Source organism: Cellulosimicrobium cellulans (assembly GCF_042723955.1).
Taxonomy (GTDB): domain Bacteria; phylum Actinomycetota; class Actinomycetes; order Actinomycetales; family Cellulomonadaceae; genus Cellulosimicrobium; species Cellulosimicrobium cellulans_H.
This window is the reverse complement of record NZ_JBHXIC010000037.1, coordinates 23,408-40,587: the sequence shown is the minus strand read 5'-3', so window position 1 is coordinate 40,587 and position 17,180 is coordinate 23,408. Positions and strand designations below refer to the sequence as shown.

At 75.1% G+C, this 17,180-nt stretch carries 14 protein-coding genes; 7 read left to right on the top strand and 7 right to left on the bottom strand.

Annotated elements, in window-relative coordinates; translation table 11 throughout:
• Positions 1–77 precede the first annotated feature (77 nt).
• Positions 78–659 (bottom strand): YbaK/EbsC family protein, encoded by a 582-nt coding sequence (locus tag ACFWH7_RS11900; protein ID WP_378216716.1) that lies wholly within the window; start codon positions 657–659, stop codon positions 78–80.
• Positions 660–1,030: 371 nt separating this feature from the next.
• On the opposite strand from ACFWH7_RS11900, the gene ACFWH7_RS11895 reads away from it, so the two are divergent.
• The 5 genes from ACFWH7_RS11895 (at position 1,031) to ACFWH7_RS11875 (ending at position 9,201) form a co-directional block, all read left to right on the top strand.
• Positions 1,031–2,035, top strand: a complete 1,005-nt coding sequence (locus ACFWH7_RS11895) for a hypothetical protein (RefSeq protein WP_378216715.1) — start codon at positions 1,031–1,033, stop codon at positions 2,033–2,035.
• Positions 2,032–3,759 (top strand): DNA polymerase Y family protein, encoded by a 1,728-nt coding sequence (locus ACFWH7_RS11890; RefSeq protein ID WP_378216714.1) that lies wholly within the window; start codon positions 2,032–2,034, stop codon positions 3,757–3,759. Before ACFWH7_RS11895 ends, ACFWH7_RS11890 begins: the two co-directional genes overlap by 4 nt.
• The gene (locus ACFWH7_RS11885; protein ID WP_378216713.1) at positions 3,752–7,435 is read left to right on the top strand and encodes an error-prone DNA polymerase; all 3,684 of its coding nucleotides are present in this window, start codon (positions 3,752–3,754) and stop codon (positions 7,433–7,435) included. Before ACFWH7_RS11890 ends, ACFWH7_RS11885 begins: the two co-directional genes overlap by 8 nt.
• 168 nt (positions 7,436–7,603) lie before the next feature.
• The gene (locus ACFWH7_RS11880; protein WP_378216712.1) at positions 7,604–8,224 is read left to right on the top strand and encodes a hypothetical protein; all 621 of its coding nucleotides are present in this window, start codon (positions 7,604–7,606) and stop codon (positions 8,222–8,224) included.
• Complete coding sequence (locus tag ACFWH7_RS11875) at positions 8,221–9,201, top strand: hypothetical protein (protein ID WP_378216711.1); 981 nt, start codon at positions 8,221–8,223, stop codon at positions 9,199–9,201. The genes ACFWH7_RS11880 and ACFWH7_RS11875 overlap by 4 nt, the downstream gene beginning before the upstream one ends.
• Positions 9,202–9,211: 10 nt before the next feature.
• Here the strand turns inward: ACFWH7_RS11875 and ACFWH7_RS11870 are convergent, their stop codons facing one another.
• From ACFWH7_RS11870 to ACFWH7_RS11845, 6 genes are all read right to left on the bottom strand, one after another.
• On the bottom strand, positions 9,212–9,613 hold the full coding sequence (locus ACFWH7_RS11870; protein ID WP_378216710.1) for a DUF6841 family protein: 402 nt from the start codon (positions 9,611–9,613) through the stop codon (positions 9,212–9,214).
• A 64-nt stretch (positions 9,614–9,677) separates the two neighbouring features.
• Positions 9,678–10,643, bottom strand: coding sequence for a Gfo/Idh/MocA family oxidoreductase (locus ACFWH7_RS11865; RefSeq protein WP_378216709.1), 966 nt, complete (start codon positions 10,641–10,643; stop codon positions 9,678–9,680).
• A 54-nt stretch (positions 10,644–10,697) separates the two neighbouring features.
• Positions 10,698–11,507 carry a serine protein kinase RIO gene (locus tag ACFWH7_RS11860; RefSeq protein WP_378216717.1) on the bottom strand — a complete coding sequence of 270 codons (810 nt, stop codon included), beginning with the start codon at positions 11,505–11,507 and terminating at the stop codon, positions 10,698–10,700.
• Between the two features lie 477 nt (positions 11,508–11,984).
• Positions 11,985–12,809: an alpha/beta fold hydrolase gene (locus ACFWH7_RS11855; protein WP_378216708.1), complete on the bottom strand. Its 825-nt coding sequence runs from the start codon at positions 12,807–12,809 to the stop codon at positions 11,985–11,987.
• Positions 12,810–12,828: 19 nt separating this feature from the next.
• Positions 12,829–13,398 (bottom strand): DJ-1/PfpI family protein, encoded by a 570-nt coding sequence (locus tag ACFWH7_RS11850; RefSeq protein WP_277514456.1) that lies wholly within the window; start codon positions 13,396–13,398, stop codon positions 12,829–12,831.
• Between the two features lie 86 nt (positions 13,399–13,484).
• Entirely contained in the window at positions 13,485–14,243 is a 759-nt protein-coding gene (locus ACFWH7_RS11845; RefSeq protein ID WP_378216707.1) for a GntR family transcriptional regulator, read from the bottom strand.
• A 177-nt stretch (positions 14,244–14,420) separates the two neighbouring features.
• On the opposite strand from ACFWH7_RS11845, the gene ACFWH7_RS11840 reads away from it, so the two are divergent.
• A complete protein-coding gene (locus tag ACFWH7_RS11840) occupies positions 14,421–15,683 on the top strand; it encodes an iron-containing alcohol dehydrogenase (protein ID WP_378216706.1) in 1,263 nt (420 codons plus the stop codon).
• Entirely contained in the window at positions 15,680–17,155 is a 1,476-nt protein-coding gene (locus tag ACFWH7_RS11835; RefSeq protein ID WP_378216705.1) for an NAD-dependent succinate-semialdehyde dehydrogenase, read from the top strand. The genes ACFWH7_RS11840 and ACFWH7_RS11835 overlap by 4 nt, the downstream gene beginning before the upstream one ends.
• The last annotated feature ends 25 nt before the right edge of the window (positions 17,156–17,180 follow it).

Here is a 17,180-nt window from a genome sequence, read left to right as displayed (position 1 = left end):
CTCACAGAGAGAGCGATCGGGCGGGCGACCGCCCGCCCGGGCCCCCCCCCTTCCGGGGCAGGGCAGGGTGGGACGGGTCAGGCGACCGGGACTGCAAGGTCCTCGACGACCTCGACGCCGGGCAGGCGCCCCAGCAGGTCGCCGGGGAGGAGCAGCTTCGAGCGCCGCACGCCGCTGCCGATCAGCGCGAGCGCGCCGTCGGTCACGACGCGCGAGTCCACGAGGACGCGCCACCCGTCCGGGAGCCCGACGGGCGTGATGCCGCCGTACTCCATCCCGGACTCGGCCGTCGCGCGGTCGGTCGGCAGGAACGACGCCTTGCGCACGTCGAGCAGCTTGCGGATGCGCGTGTTGACGTCGGCGCGCGTGTGCGCGCGCACGACGGCGGCGGCGACCCGCTCGTCGCCCGCGCGTGCGCCGCCCACGACGACGCAGTTCGCCGACGCCTCGACGGGCAGGTCGAACGCGGCGTTGAGCGTCGCGGTGTCCGCGAGGTCGGGGTCGATCTCCGTCACGGCGACGAGCGCCGCGACGTCCGGGTCGGCCTCGGCCCAGCGGCGCAGCGCGTCGGCGGTCACGGGGGCGACGAGGTCGAGGTGGTCGAGCGCCGGCTCCCAGGTGAGCGAGCCGAGCGTGGGCAGGGTCGTGCGGGCGTCCATGGCGCCAGCCTGCCATCCCGGGACTGCGCGTGCGGGCGAGGACCGGGTGCCGAGCATGCCCCTGCGCCCGCCGAGCATGCGCTCGTGGCTCGTGGCTCGCACGCCGGACGGACTGCGATCGCATGTTCGGCAGGCAGGAGGTTCAGGTAGAGGTCGAGGGTTGGGGTCAACCTTCGAGCGACGGTCGAGAGTTACGGCGGGCATCTCGGACGAAGCCGACGGCTCTCACCTGCGGAGTTGACACCCCGCGGCGGCGGTCGTTCACTGGAAGTGTTCGAACATCTGTTCGAACGATGGTGGGTGCAGAACGACGCCCCCAGCAGTCGACGCGCGGTGCGCGTCCCGTCCGAGCAGCATCCCCGGGAGGCGAGATGGCCCTTCTCGCCGACCCTGCCGAACGGGCGGGGACACCAGGCCCGACGGCCGCGGCCGTCGACAAGGCCGAGCGCGCCCGCGCCGTCCTGCGCCGTGCGGAGGAGCGTACGGGCGTCCGCCGACACCGCGCGGTCGTCGCGCCCGCGGTCCCGACAGCACCGGTCGCCGTCCCGCTCACCGACGTCCCGCTCACGGACGTGCCGCCCTCCGACGTCTCCTCGCCGGCGGTCGCCCGGCCGACCCCTGTCGCGCCGGCCGAGCGCCCGGCGCGCGCCCGCGGCCGCCACGTCGCGATGCGGGACCCGAACCGGGACGTGATCCCGGACGAGCGGGCGTGGCCGGTGCACGACGCGCTCGTCCCGCTCCTGCCGCTCGGCGGGCTCCAGCGCGGCACGGTGGTCGCGGTGCGGGGGTCGACGAGCCTCCTGCTCGCGCTCGTCGCGCGACCGTCGCGAGCCGGGGCGTGGACCGCCGCCGTCGGGTTCCCCGCGGTCGGGCTGCTCGCGGCCGCCGACGTCGGCGCGGACCTCGACCGCGTCGTCCTCGTCCCTCGGCCGGGACCGGACGCGGCGCTCGCGATCGCGGCGCTCGTCGACGGCCTGGACGTCGTGGTCGTCGGGCCCGACGCCGCCCTCACCGACACCGACCGGCGCCGCCTCACCGGCCGCGCACGGGAGCGCGGCGCGCTGCTCGTGGCGGCCACGGCGTGGCCGGGCGCGCACGTCGCGCTCACGGTGACGGGCGGCGGCTGGTCCGGCGCGGACCGCGGGGCGGGCTGGCTGCGTCGGCGCACGCTCGTCGTCGAGCGCGCGGGCCGTGGGGGTGCCGCGCGACCCACGCGGGTCGAGGTCGACCTCCCGCTCGCGCACGAGGACTGGCCGGTGTTCCTCGCGGAGCCCGAGCCGGTGAGTGCGGGGGATCTGCAGTCCGTCGGCTCCCGCGACGACGAATACCCCGCACTCAGCGAGCCGGGTGGACCCGGGCTGAGGCTCGTCGGATGAGCACGAGCCCGACCCGCACGGCGGCCCTGTGGGTGCCGGACTGGCCGGTGCTCGCGGCGATGGCGGTGCGCGACGTCCCCGCGCACGTCCCCGCCGCGACGCACGACGGCCGCCGCGTCGTCGCCGTCTCCGCGACCGCCCGCGCCCAGGGCGTGCGCCGCGGCATGCGCCGCCGCCGGGCCCGCGAGTGCTGCCCCGAGCTCGAGCTGCTCGACGTCGACGACGCGCGCGACGCCCGCGAGTTCGAGCCCGTCGCGCTCGCGGCCGAGACCGTCGTCGCCGGGCTGGAGATCACCCGCCCCGGCCTGCTGCTCCTGCCGGCGGCAGGGGCGAGCCGGTACCACGGGTCCGACGCCGCGCTCGCGGAGGCGCTCGTCGCGCGCGTCGCCGAGCGCACCGGGCACGAGAGCCAGGTGGGCGTCGCCGACGGCATCCTCGCGGCCGTGCTCGCCGCACGGGACGCCGCCGTCGTGGTCCCCGGCGGCTCGGCCGCGTTCCTCGCGCCGCGGCCCGCGCGCGACCTCGCGCACGTCGCCGCCCGCCCCGACGCCGCCGTCGCGATCGACGAGCTCGTGGACCTCCTCGGCCGGCTCGGCGTGCGCACCCTCGGGGCGCTCGCGGCACTGCCGCCCGCGACCGTCGAGGGGCGGTTCGGCGACCTCGGCGCGTGGGCGCACCGGCTCGCGCGCGGCGAGGACCTGCGCCCGCCCGCGCGGCGCCGCGTCGAGCCCGACGTCGCGGTGAGCACCGAGCTCGACCCGCCCGCCGAGCGGGTCGACGTCGCGACCTTCGCTGCGCGCCGGCTCTCCGAGGACCTGCACGACCAGCTCGTCGCACGCTCGCTCGTCGCGGGGCGGCTGCGCATCACCGCGCGGACCACGGAGGGCGACGACCTCGAGCGCACCTGGCGGCTCGACGGGCCGGGCGCGATGAGCCCGGCGCGCCTCACGGACAAGGTCCGGTGGCAGCTCGAGGGCTGGCTCACCACGACGAGCATCCGGTCCGCCCGCGCGGCCCGGTCCGCGCGCGGTGGCAGGCGTGGTGGCGAGCGCGGCAGCTCGCCCGGTGGGGCCGACGTCGTCCCGGGCGTCGCGCCGCTGGCCCGCCTGTCCCTCACGGCCGAGGAGGTCGTCCCGGCGGGGGCGGAGCAGCCGCGCCTGTGGGGCGCGTCGAGCGGGGAGGACGCGCGTGCCCACCGCGCGCTCGGGCGCGTGCAGGGGATCCTCGGCGGCGATGCCGTCCTGCGCGTCGAGGTCCAGGGCGGTCGCGACGCGACCGACCGCGTGCACCTCGTGCCGTTCGGGGAGGACGTCGCGCGCCCGCGCGACCCGGCCCTGCCCTGGCCGGGCGCGCTGCCGAGCCCCGCGCCGGCGGTCGTGCCCGTCGAGCCGCAGGACGTCGTCGTGCTCGACGCCGCGGGGCGGCCCGTCGTCGTCGACGCGCGCCTCGCGATGAGCGGCGAGCCCGTCACCGTGCGGTGGCCTGCCGCTACGTCGGAGGAGGGCCCGCGCCGCCCGGCAGTGCCCTCGCGCGAGGCGGCGCTGCCCGGCCCGGGGTCCGCGCGCGCCGTCGTGGACTGGGCCGGTCCGTGGCCGCTCGCCGAGCGCTGGTGGACCCCCGCGCCGCGGCGCCGGGTGCACGTGCAGGTCCTGCTCGACGACGGCCGCGGGCTCCTCCTCGCGAGCGCCCGCGGGCGCTGGACCGTGGAGGGCCTCTATGACTGACCGGACGACCGCCCCCCGGTACGCCGAGCTGCACGCCCACTCCGCGTTCAGCTTCCTCGACGGCGCGTCCCACCCCGAGGAGCTCGCCGCCGAGGGCGCGCGGCTCGGGCTGTCGGCGCTCGCGGTCACCGACCACGACGGCCTGTACGGCGTCGTGCGGTTCGCGGAGGCCGCGCGCAAGGTCGGGCTGCCCACGATCTTCGGCGCCGAGCTGCACCTGCCCGTCGTCGAGCACGGGCGTACGCCCGCGGGACCGCCCGTGCTCGACCCGCCCACCGGCGTGCCCGACCCGCGCTCGACCCACCTCCTCGTCCTCGCGCGGGGCGCGCAGGGCTACCGCAACCTGTCGAGCGCGATCGCCACCGCGCACCTCGCGACCGGGACCAAGGGCGCCGCCCGCTACGACCTCGGCGCGCTCGGCGCGCAGGGCGCGGGCGAGTGGCTCGTGCTCACCGGCTGCCGCAAGGGATCCGTCCGGCGGGCGCTCGTCACCTCCGGGCGCGCCGCGGCCCGCCGCGAGCTCGACCGGCTCGTCGCCGTCTTCGGCGCGGGCAACGTGGCGGTCGAGATCACCGCGACCGACGACCCCCGAGACGCCGACCTGCACGCGGCGCTCGCGGACCTCGCCGCGGACGCCCGGCTGCCGCTCGTCGCGACGACCGCCGCGCACTACGCCAACCCGCGCGACGCCGACCTCGCCGGGGCGCTCGCCGCGGTGCGCGCCCGCTCGTCGCTCGACGACCTCGACGGGTGGCTCCCCGGCGCCCCGACGACGCACCTGCGTTCGGCGGCGGAGATGCTCGCACGCCACCACCGGCACCCGCAGGCCGTCGAGACGGCCGCCGTGCTCGGGGACGAGTGCGCGTTCGACCTGCACCTCGTCGCGCCCGACCTCCCGCCGTACCCCGTGCCGGACGGGCACACGGAGGCCACGTGGCTGCGCGAGCTCGTACGACGCGGCGGCGAGAACCGGTACGGGCCGCGCGACCAGGAGAAGATCACGGGCGCGTGGGCGCAGATCGACCACGAGCTGCGCGTCATCGAGGACCTGCACTTCCCGGGGTACTTCCTCGTCGTCTACGACCTCGTGGAGTTCTGTCGGGTGAACGGGATCCTCGCGCAGGGCCGCGGGTCGGCCGCGAACTCAGCGGTCTGCTACGCGCTCGGCATCACGGCCGTCGACGCGGTGAAGCACGGTCTGCTGTTCGAGCGCTTCCTCGCGCCCGAGCGCGACGGCCCGCCGGACATCGACGTCGACATCGAGTCGGGTCGGCGCGAGGAGGTCATCCAGCACGTCTACGGGAAGTTCGGGCGCACGCACGCCGCGCAGGTCGCGAACGTCATCTCCTACCGGCCCAAGTCCGCGGTGCGCGACGCCGCCCGCGCGCTCGGGTACGACGTCGGGCAGGCCGACGCGTGGAGCAAGTCCATCGAGCGCTGGGGGTCGCTGCGTGGCCCCGACCCGTCGTCACCCGCGGCCGACCGGGCGGCGAAGGAGCGGGCGATCGCGGCGAAGACCCCGGGGCCCGCCGCCGGCCCGGCCGCGTCACCGGTCACGACGCGGACCGCGCGGAAGGACGCCGCGACGGCGCGGCTGTGGGGGAGCAGCGACTGGTCGCCCGACCTGAGCGGCCGGGGCGCGCGCGTCGTCGACCCGCTCGCGGTGGACGAGGGCGAGGTCCTGCGCGCGGACGACACGCACGACGTCGTGCCCGCGCACCGGCCGCCGTCGGCCGCGCAGGAGGGCGAGATCCCGGACGCGGTGCTCGGCCTCGCCGACCGGATGCTGCGGCTCCCGCGGCACCTGGGCATCCACTCGGGCGGCATGGTCATGTGCGACCGCCCGGTCATCGAGGTGTGCCCCGTCGAGTGGGCGCGCATGGAGGGGCGCACGGTCCTGCAGTGGGACAAGGAGGACTGCGCGGACGCGGGGCTCGTGAAGTTCGACCTCCTCGGCCTCGGGATGCTCACGGCGCTGCGCATCGGGTTCGACCTGGTCGAGCGGCACGAGGGCGGCCCGCGTCTCGCGCTGCACACGCTGCCCGAGGACGACCCGGCGGTGTACGACCTGCTGTGCGCGGCCGACACCGTCGGCGTGTTCCAGGTCGAGTCGCGCGCGCAGATGGCGACGCTCCCGCGACTGCGACCGCGGAACTTCTACGACATCGTCATCGAGGTCGCCCTCATCCGCCCGGGTCCCATCCAGGGCGGGTCCGTGCACCCGTACATCAACCGCGCGCGAGGGCGGGAGAAGGTGACGTTCCTGCACCCGCTGCTGAAGAAGTCGCTCGGCAAGACGCTCGGCGTGCCGCTGTTCCAGGAGCAGCTCATGCAGATGGCGATCGACGTCGCGGGCTTCTCGCCCAAGGAGTCCGACCAGCTCCGGCGCGCGATGGGGTCCAAGCGGTCCGTCGAGCGCATGGAGGAGCTGCGCGGGCGGCTCATGGACGGGATGCGCAAGAAGGGGGTCACCGACCCGGCGGTGCGCGAGGAGATCTACGACAAGCTCAAGGCGTTCGCCGACTTCGGGTTCCCCGAGTCGCACGCGTACTCGTTCGCGTTCCTCGTCTACGCGAGCTCGTGGCTCAAGGTGCACCACCCCGCCGCGTTCTACGCCGGGCTGCTCGCGGCGCAGCCCATGGGGTTCTACTCGCCCCAGTCGCTCGTCGCCGACGCGCGCCGCCACGGCGTCACCGTGCTGCGCCCCGACGTCAACGCGTCCGACGTCGAGGCGACGGTCGAGCGGCTGCCGGCCGACCGTGCGGCTGCGCCCGACCGTGCGGCTGCGTCCGCAGACCCTGCGGATACCGACCGCCCTGGCGTCCGGACGGGCGACAGCCGCATGCTCGGCGGGGAGTTGCGGATCGACACCGCGTTCGGGCCGGAGCCCGATCTCACGCTCGCGGTGCGGCTCGGGCTCGCGAGCGTGCGGGGGCTCGGCAAGGACGCGGCCGAACGCGTCGTCGCGGCGCGCGGGACGCCGGGGGAGGGGCGGCCGTTCAGCGACCTGCGCGACCTCGTGCGGCGCGTCGACCTCACGACGGCCCAGCTCGAGGGGCTCGCGACCGCCGGGGCGACGGACTGCCTCGGCGTGACGCGGCGTGAGGCGCTGTGGGCGGCGGGCGCGCTCGCGCAGGAGGGCCCGGGGACGCTGCCGGGCGTGAGCGTCGGGGTCGAGGCCCCGTCGCTGCCCGGCATGACCGACGTCGAGACGGCCGTCGCGGACGTGTGGGCCACGGGCGTGTCCGCCGATTCCTACCCGACGCAGTACGTGCGCGACGGCCTGACCGCGGCGGGCGTGCTCACCGTCGTCGGGGCGGTCGAGGTGTCGCGGCAGATCGAGCAGGTCGACGAGGCGGAGCGCGCGGCGGGCGAGGTGCCGGGGACGCGCCCGCACCCGTCGTCGCGCGTCGCGGTGGGCGGCGTCGTCACGCACCGCCAGCGCCCCGGGACGGCCGGGGGCGTGACGTTCCTGTCGCTCGAGGACGAGACGGGCATCCTCAACGTCGTGTGCTCGCCCGGGCTGTGGCAGCGGTTCCGGAAGGTCGCGCGCGGGTCCGCGGCGCTCGTCGTGCGCGGGCGGCTCGAGCGGGCCGACGGCGCCACGAACCTCGTCGCGGAGCACCTCGCCCCGCTCTCGCTCCAGGTCGCGACGACGTCGCGCGACTTCCACTGAATCAGGACGGACCCGCCGTATCACCCCGTTCGCGAGCCCTCTCCCTCGTCGTATGAGGACCATGAGGAGGGCCGAGCGATGGTGCTGGCGACGCAGGACGCAGGACCAGGTGGACGACGACACCGGGTAGGACGCGCGACCGTCTGGGCGCTGCTCAGCACCGCGGTCGTGTGCGGTATCGCAGCGTGCAGCTGGGGTGCCGACGGCTCGGCCCAGCAGGTGTCGAGCAGCGTGGAGCCGGAGGCGACCGACGAGGCCACCACCTCGCCGCCGACGTTCCCCGACGCGGAGAGCTCGGAGAAGCCCGAGGGTCCCCGTGGTGGTGGCGGGAGCGGAGGGTCACCGGTCGCCATGGCGACCGCCGCGCAGAAGGACGGGCTGCCCTTCACGGGTGTGCGCCAGGACTTCCTCGACGAGATGACGGTCAACTGCGGCGGGACGCTCTGCGTGACGGTCGTCTCGGAACCTCCCGAGGCGGACGACGCGGACAGCGCCTGCACGTACCTGGGCTCCGACCCGCCGTGGAGGGAGGGAGGCTTCTCCATCCCACGCGGCTCGACCGTCGTGCTGCTCGCGGACTGCAGCCCCGGCACGGGCGAACCAGGGGGAGCCGAGGAGCCCGAGGCAGGGACCGGGGTCGAGACGGAGACAGAGACCGGGCCCGAGACCGAGACCGGGACCGGCGCGGAGACAGGCGGCGAGAGCGGCGGTGAGGACGTCCCCGGTGACGACGGTGAAGACCCGGATCACGAGGGCGGAGGAGCCGACGGGACGGACGGCGCGCCATGATCGACAGCGACCGCCGGCCCGCGACGAGAGACGAGCCGAGCACGGAGGACCCGAGGTCGGACGTGCCGCGCCTCGCTCGGATCGCGACCGAGATCGTGGCGCCCGCAGGTCTGATCGCCGGGCTGCTCTACTTCTTCGGCCGGCAGCGCGCCATGTTCTTCTACTACTACTTCGGTGTGGACGTGACGTCCCTGCAGCTCACGTCGACGGACTACATGGTCCAGGCGCAGGACGGGCTCCTGCTGCCGCTCGCCGCGGTGGCGGTCGTCGTCCTCGTGTCCCTGTGGGCGCGGGGCGGGTCGACCCGCGCTCCCGGCGCACGGCGGCTCGGTCCGCGTGCGCTCCTCGGGATCGGTGCGGTCGGGACGATGCTCGTCGTGTTCGGCCTGTTCCAGGCCGTCTGGCCCGGCACCGGCCTCGCCGACGGCGTCCCGAGCTGGGTCGCGCCGGTGTGCCTCGCGCTCGGGGTCCTGGCGCTCGTCGCCGTCGTGCAGACGTGGCGGTCGGAGCTGCGACGGACCCGGCCCGAGTGGCGGACGCCGTCGGTCGGGGCGCGCCTCGCCGAGTGGGCGGCGGTGTTCACGCTCGTCGCGGTGTCGCTCTTCTGGGCGGTGGCGAACTACTCGGCCGAGGTGGGGGAGAGCCGCGGACGCCAGTTCGAGGCCGAGCTCGCGGAGTACGCCGGGGTCGTGGTCCGGAGCACCGCCGACCTCCAGCTCGTCGCGCCGGGGGTGACCGCGGGCCGGTGCGGGCCCGACGGCGCGGCCTTCGGCCACCGGTACGACGGCCTCGTGCTCCTGCAGCAGGCGGGTGGCACGTACTTCTTCGTCCCGCGGGACTGGGCGCGCGAGTCGGCGGACTCCGCGGTCCTGGCCGTACCGGTCGGGGACGGGGTGCGACTCGACTACCTCCCGCCGCGTCCCGACGGCACCGCCCCGCGAACCGGCCCGGTCGTGGCCGAGGGCAGCGTGTGCTGAGACGGCCCCGTCAGGTGGCCAGCGGTGCGACGACACAGACCTCGAACGTGTCCCGCGCGCGGCGGAGCAGGTACCGGACCTCCTGCGCCTCCTGCTCGTTCGCGTACTCGTCGCGGTAGCTCCAGCGCACGCGCGCCCACACGAGCGCGTCGCCGACCTCCTCGACGTCCTCGAGGTGCGCGACGACGCCGACGAGGCCGCGCTCGCGGAACCCGCGCGCGGTCTCGGTGGTCGACTCGCGCACGTCCTCCGGGTCGGCGAGGAGCACCGACCCGGTCGACCCGACCACGAGCGCCGGGAACGCGTAGCTCTCGCCGATCGTGTCGAGGTCGCCCGTGGAGAGCGCGACCCCGTAGGTCGTGAGGAACGTCTGGACGTCGTCGGCGTCGAAGGACTCGGTGGAAGGCTCCATGGACCCGTTCTACCCCGTCCGCTCGGTGTCGGCGCGGTCGGCACACGCCGCAGAAGGTCGGACCTCAGGCCCTGACCGCTGCGGTGATCTGCTCGAGGAGCGCGAGGTCGGCGAGGACCGTCGCGTGCGTGGCGTCGCCCCGCGCCGCGTCTTCATCGGCGCTCGCGGTCGCGCCGAGCGCCGGCGCGAGGACCGCGAGAGCGTGCTCGACCACTGGTGCGAGGTAGTCGGCGTCGAGCACGACCTCGGCGCGCTCGACGCCACCGGGAGTGCGCACGGCGACCGCGAACCCGGCGGTCGGGTGGGAGCCCGGGTCGAGGAGCGCCAGCCGGACGTCGACGCCGTCCAACCGGGTCGTCGCGACGATCCCGTCGGTCGAGGTCGTCACCACGGGCGGCGCCCACGCCGCGCCGGGAGCACCGCCGACGACGGCGCGGGCCGCCTCCACGACGTGGATGCCGAGGAAGAAGAGACCGTCGCGCTCGTCGCGCGGGTCGGCGGGGCCGGACACCTCGACGGCGGGCCCGGGCGACGTCGTCGTCCCGTCCTCCGGTGCGGCCGGGTTGCCGGGCCTGGCCGTGGCGAAGCCGCGCCCGGCCGTGGCCGCGAGGACGTCGTGCGCCGCCGCGACCTGCGGAGCGAAGCGCAGCGCGGAGGCTGTCGTCACGGCGGTGCCGCGGGCGCGGGCCACGTCGAGCGTGGCGCGTGCGTCGGCGACCGACGCAGCGAACGGCTTGTCGACGAGCACCGGGACGCCCGCGCGCAGGAGCGTGCGGGCCGCGGCGCCGTGGAGCCGGCCCGCGCGGTGGGCGACGATCGCCGCGTCGACCCGCCCGACGACGTCGGGCACGGTGACCTCACCGGTGCCGAGGGACAGCCCGCCCGCGGCGGCGAGCTCCGCGCGTCGGGCCGGCTCCCCGTCGACGAGCGCGACGACGCGCACGCCCGGCCAGCGCCGCTCGACCTCGACGAGCCGGACGTAGTGGTCGGCGTGGGACGAGTCGAGCCCGACGAGGGCGAGGCGCAGCACGCGGCGATCGTCCCACGCCGCGCCTGCGCCTCCCGCGTCGAGCGTCCTCGCCCGTCACCACGCCTCGGCGAGCAGGAGCGCGAAGAGCTCGTCGGCGTCGGTCTCCAGCCCGCGCGCGGCGAACCACGCGGACATCGTGCGGCAGTCGCGCAGCAGCAGCTCGGTGCCGAACGGGTTCGCCACGAGGTCGACGACCTGCGGCAGGTCGATGATGACGAGCCGGTCGCCGTCCGCGAGGACGTTGTACGGGGACAGGTCGCCGTGCGCGAATCCGAGGCGGGCCAGCACGGCCATGCCGTCGCGGAGCTGGTCCCACCACGACGCGAGCAGGTCCGGCTCGGGGCGGGTGCGCGCGAGCCGCGGCGCGGCCTCGTGCGCGACGCCGTCCGACGTGCCGACGAACTCCATGAGGATCTCGTTGCCGTCGATCTGCACCGGGTAGGGCACGGGGGCGCCCGCGGACCACAGCTCGCTGAGCGCGGCGAACTCCGCCGCCGCCCACTGCCCGGCCGCGACCTGGCGGCCGTAGCGGGACTTGCGGTCGAGCGCGCGACGGTCGCGCGTGCGGCGCACCCGGCGGTCCTCGGTGTAGACCGTGTCCCGCCGGAACGCGCGGTGGTCGAGGTCCCGGTAGCGCTTGGCGGCAAGCAGCGTGCGTTGGACGGCCTCGCCGGGGACGGCGCGCTCGATGAGGAACACGTCCGCCTCCTTGCCGGTCTTGAGCACGCCCAGCTCGGTGTCGACGGCCGCGTCGGCGGTCACGACCCAGTCGGGGCGCGGCTCGGGTCCGCGCTGCCCCTTCTCGACGGCGGACCACGTGGACCAGCGCTGGTCGTCGCCGAGCGCGGCGTCGAGGACGCCCATGGCGGGACCGGCGTCGTCGATGTCGGCAGTGTCGTCGCTGCGCCGCAGGCGGCGGGGCGGGGGAGTGCGGGGGTCTCCCGCGAACGTCGGCGGGAGGTACGGATCGGGGTGCAGCAGGTCGTGCTCGGGCAAGGGTGGGCTCCTTCAGGCGGGGAGCGCACGGCGCTGCCGCTGCCGCCTCGCGGGCGGCGGCGGGCGCGGACCGTCTCGGACGGTCGCCGACCGGCCTAGCGGCGGTCGGTGCTCCCGGGGGTGGTGGACACGCGAGCGGGGGTCGTCCAGCTCATGGCGTTCCTCCTTCCTCCGGTGCCCGGACGGCGCGGGCGACGTGCTCCGACCGTTCCACCCGGGTGCGGGGTGGAGCAAGCGAATTTCTCCGGCCCGATCAGGCTGCGCCGGCCGCCGGCTCGCTCCGAGCACGACCGGGGTGACGTGTTCGACGCCTTCACGTCGTCCCGGGTCGTGTCCGACGACGGGTCAGCTCGGGCTCGGGGCGCCGCCCGGTAGGAACGAGCGGAGCGCCGTCAGGAACTCCTCGGGGCGTTCGGCGGGCAGGGCGTGACCGCAGCCCGGCGTCACCCGCAGGCTGGCGTCGGGCAGGTGATCGAGCAGAGGGAGGACGCCGCTCAGCGGCGTGACGCGGTCCTCCGCGCCGTGGAGGAGCAGCACCGGTGCCCTCACCTGGGACAGCGTGCTCGGCGACAGCGTGAGGTCGTCCGACCACCGGGTCCGTGGCGGAGGGAACATCGACGCGTACGTCGTCGCCCCCGCGCGCATCGCTCGGGCGCGGGTAGCGACGGCGGCGTCCGTGACGAGTGCCGGGTCGTGGAAGAGCCGAGCAAGCATGTCGCGCGCCCCGCCGGAGTCGGGCGTGGCGGCCCAGAGCGCATCGAGGTCGTCGGAGAGGGGAGCACCCGGCGCCCCCATCGTGCCGACCGCGACGACGTGGGTGACCTGTCGCGGCCGAGCGGCGGCCAGGGCCAGCGAGACCGCTCCGCCCATGGAGTGGCCGACGACGGCGAACGTGCCGACCCCGAGCGTGTCCATGAGGGCGCCGGCCTGCTCGGCCCAGACCGCGAGCCCCCCACGGGAGCCGGGCGGCAGCGGCGTCCTGCCGAACCCCGCCTGGTCGGGGGCCACGACGTGGTGGTCAGGAGCGAGGGCCCGTGCGGTCGCGGCCCACGCCCCGGCCCCGGTCGTGCCAGGGCCGGAGCCGTGGAGGAGCAGCACGGTGGGGCCCGTGCCTCCCTCGAGGACACCGACGACGTCCCCGTCGACCTCGACGGTCCGCGATGTCGTCATCGGCCGGGAAGGGCCACCGTCACGCGGCGGCCTTGCCGAGAGAGCCGTCGAACACCTGCATCAGCACCCGGCCGAACTGCGGCATGTCCGGCCAGCCCCGGCACGAGACGAGGTTCCCGTCGACGACGTCCGGGGCGTCGACGACGGTCGCGCCCGCGTTCTCCATGTCCCCGGTGATGGGCGGGAAGCAGGCCGTGCGACGCCCCTTCAGCAGGCCGTAGACCGCGGGCACCTGCGCACCGTGGCACACGAGCGCGATCGGGAGGTCGCGCGCGAAGAAGTGCTCCGTGATGCGGCGAACGTCGGCGTCCACGCGCATCCACTCGGGCGCGCGCCCACCAGGGATGATGAGAGCGTCGTAGCGCTCGACGTCGACGTCCGCCCAGGGGACGTCGACCGGGAGCTTGCGGCCGTTCTTCTCGACGTACGCGTCGGAGCCGGGGTCGAACTCATGGATGACCAGCTGGACGTCGCGCATCGTCCTCGAGGAGACGTCGACGTCCCAGCCGCCTTCTTGCACGCGGTAGTACGGGTACATGGTGTCGAGCTCCTCGGCGGCGTCGCCGGTCAAGAGCAGTGCTCTGGGCACCTGGTCCTCCTCATCGAGGTCAGTGGATCCGATCAGATCGGATCGGATCCGAGATCGACTCCAGAGTACAGACGTCGACGCGGACGTCAACTGCCCGGTGTGATCTCGCTAACACGGTGCGGCTCCTCGGGCTGCTCGGCCTTGTCGAACAGCCGTCGGAACCGGTCGCCGGAGACCAGGATGTGGCTCCGCATGGCGTAGGCCGCGGCGTCGGCATCGCGTGCCGCGACGGCCTCGAGGACCGCGTCGTGCTCCCCGACCGCGAGGTGGGTCACGTTCCGGCCGTAGAGGAGGCGGAAGAGGTGCACGTGGGTGTGCAGGCGGGAGAGGGTCTCGCGGATGACCCGGTTGCCCCCGCCGGCCGCGACGAGGTCGTGGAAGGCGGCGTCGCGGAGGCCGAACGAGCCGTACGCCAGGTGGCCTTCCGTCGCCATGAGGGCCGACATCTCCTCCTGCATGCGGCGCAGCTGCGCCACCTGGTCCGGGGTCGCGTGCTCAGCCGCGCTGCGGGCGGCCGCGGGCTCGAGGAGGAGGCGGACCTCGAGCATCTCCTCGAACCGTTCCCGCGTGATCTGCGGCGGCACGCGGTAGCCCGCGTGGGGCACGCGCACCACGAGACCGTCCGCCTCCAGCCTGCTGAGCGCGTCGCGGATCGGGGTCTGCGACACGCTCAGCTCGCGCGCGAGCGCGTCGATGGTCACGCGCGAGCCCGGCGGCAGGTGCAGGGACATCAGCTGGTCGAGCAACGTGTCGTAGACCTCGTCGGCCATGCGCCCGCTGGTGCGGCCGATGGGATGCCCGGCACCCCAGGTGAGGGGTGTGCTCGTCGACGTGCCGCTCGTCATTCCGGTCATCCCTGGGCCGTTCCTCTCATGGGGCTGATCTACCTGTTGACATCCTGCACGGAGGTGTCCCAGACTGTCGCGCTATCAGATCGTATAGGAAATGCCGGTCACCGGATCGCAGAGTCGCGAGGTGAGAGGCCTCTCCGTTCACGACATCGTCTACCACCTGGAGCCCTCATGAGCATGCTCGGCGTGCTGCGCGGACCACGGCAGGTCATCTTCGGAGCGGGGCAGCGGCGTGTGCTGGGCCGGGTGACCGCCGGCCTCGGCCGGCAGGCGCTCGTGTGCACGGACAGCCGGTTCGGGAGCACGGACGAGTTCGCCGAGATGCTCCGGTCGCTCGAGGACGCGGGGGTCGCCGTCACCGTCTTCACCGGCGCGCTGCCCGACGTGCCGGTCGCGCAGGTCGCCCGGTGCGCCGAGATGGTCGCGCAGGATGAACCGGACGTCGTCGTCGGCGTCGGCGGGGGCAGCTGTATCGACCTCGCCAAGGCGGTCGCCCTGGTGCTCGCGCACGGTGGGCAGGCGTCGGACTACTACGGCGAGCTGCGCGTCCCGGGTCCCGTCGTCCCCGTCGTCGCGGTGCCCACCACCGCGGGGACCGGCTCGGAGGTCACGCCCGTCGCGGTCCTCAGCGACCCCGCACGCCTGAGCAAGGTCGGCATCTCGAGCCCGCACCTGATCCCGCAGGTCGCCGTGTGCGACCCGGAGCTCACGCTCGGCTGCCCCCCGGTCCTCACCGCGAGCGCAGGGGTCGACGCGCTCTCGCACGTCGTGGAGGCGTTCACCGCAGTCCGGCGGCCGGCGACGCCGGAGCTGGCCACCGAGCGTGTGTTCGTGGGGAAGAACGTCCTGACCGACTTCTACGCACGCCTCGGGGCGCGGCTCATCGCCGAGAACCTGGAGCGTGCCTGGAGCAACCCGGACGACGTCGGGGCGCGCGAGTCGATGATGCTGGCCGCGCTCGCGGGAGGATACGCGCTGGGCAGCGCCGGGACGGCGGCCGCGCACGCGATCCAGTACCCGGTCGGCGCCGCCACCGGGACTCCGCACGGGGTCGGTGTGGGCGTGCTGCTGCCGTACGTCATGGAGTTCAACCGCCCGGTACGGACCCGCGAGCTCGCTGAGCTCGCCGTCGAGCTGGGCGCCGCCCCGGGGGGTGAGGTCGACGATCTCGCCGGCGAGGCGATCGACCGCGTCGCCACGCTGCTCGGCGCCGTCGGCATCCCGCGGACGCTCGCGGACCTGGGGCTGCCGACCGACCGGTTGCGCTGGACGGCCGAGCAGTCGACGGGGTCCGCGCGCCTCGTGGAGAACAATCCGCGTCCGCTCGACGTCGACGCGCTCGAACGTATCGTCCGCGCGGCGCACAGCGGGGACCGGGCGTCCCTGCGGACGTCGTACGAGGCGGACCTGATCACCTCGGAGGTGGCCCGATGACCGTCGTCGACACTGCCCTGCGTCCGGTCCTCGACCGGCTCGACGTCCCGACCGACCTCCTGGTCGGGGGCGCATGGCGCGCCGCGGGCTCCGGGCGCCGGTTCGACGTCGCGGACCCGTCGACGGGCGCGGTGCTCGCGTCCGTGGCCGACGCCGACGTCACCGACGCGCGGGCCGCGGTGGACGCGGCCGAGGAGGCTGCGGCCGGGTGGGCCGCCACGTCTCCCCGGGCGCGGGCCGAGGTGCTCCTGCGGGCGTTCGGCCTCATGCAGGACAGGGCGGAAGAGCTGGCCCAGCTCATCAGCCTGGAGAACGGGAAGTGCCTGACCGACGCGCGGTCCGAGGTCGCCTACGCGGCCGAGTTCTTCCGCTGGTACGCGGAGGAGTCGGTCCGCGTGCGCGGCGAGGTGGGGATCTCACCGAGCGGCGCCAACCGCATCCTCGTCTCGCACCGGCCGATCGGGATCAGTGTCCTCGTCACGCCGTGGAACTTCCCGGCCGCCATGGCCACGCGCAAGATCGGTCCTGCGCTCGCCGCCGGGTGCACCGTGGTGCTCAAGCCGGCGTCCGAGACGCCGCTGACGGCGCTGGCTGTCGCGGGCCTGCTCCGGGACGCCGGTGTGCCCGCGGGTGTGCTCAACGTCCTGACCACGTCCACGTCCAGCACCGTGGTGGAGGGCCTGCTCACCGACCCGCGCACGAGGATGTTGTCCTTCACCGGGTCCACGCAGGTCGGTCGTCTGCTGCTGCGTACCGCGGCGGACCAGGTCCTCAAGTGCGGCATGGAGCTCGGGGGCAACGCACCGTTCGTCGTGCTCGACGACGCCGACGTCGACGCCGCGCTGGACGGCGCCATGGTCGCCAAGATGCGCAACGGCGGGCAGGCGTGCACGGCCGCCAACCGGTTCTTCGTGCACGACGCCGTCCACGACGAGTTCGTCGCGGGGCTCGTCGCCCGGATGAGCGCCGTGCGCGTCGGGGCGGGGACGGACGAGGACAGCCAGTGCGGCCCGCTCATCAACGCGGGCGCGGTCCGCAAGGTCGACGAGCTGGTGCGGGACGCCGTCGAGCAGGGGGCGCGGGTGCTGCTGGGTGGCAGCCCCTCGACCGGCGCCGGCCACTTCTACCCGCCGACGGTCCTCGTGGACGTCCCGGCGCACGCGCGGATCCTCCACGAGGAGGTGTTCGGGCCGGTCGCGCCCGTCGTCCGGTTCGACGACGAGGACGCGATGCTCGAGCGCGTCGAGGACACCGAGTACGGGCTCGTCAGCTACGTGTACACGACCGACCTCGCGCGCGGTCTGCGGATGGCCGAGCGGATCGACAGCGGCATGGTCGGCCTCAACCGCGGCCTGGTCTCCGACCCGGCCGCGCCGTTCGGCGGCACCAAGCAGAGCGGCCTCGGCCGCGAGGGGAGCGCCGAGGGGTTGCTCGAGTTCAGCGAGACGCAGTACGTCGCTACGTCCTGGTGACGTGGGCCGACGCCGTAGGAGAAGG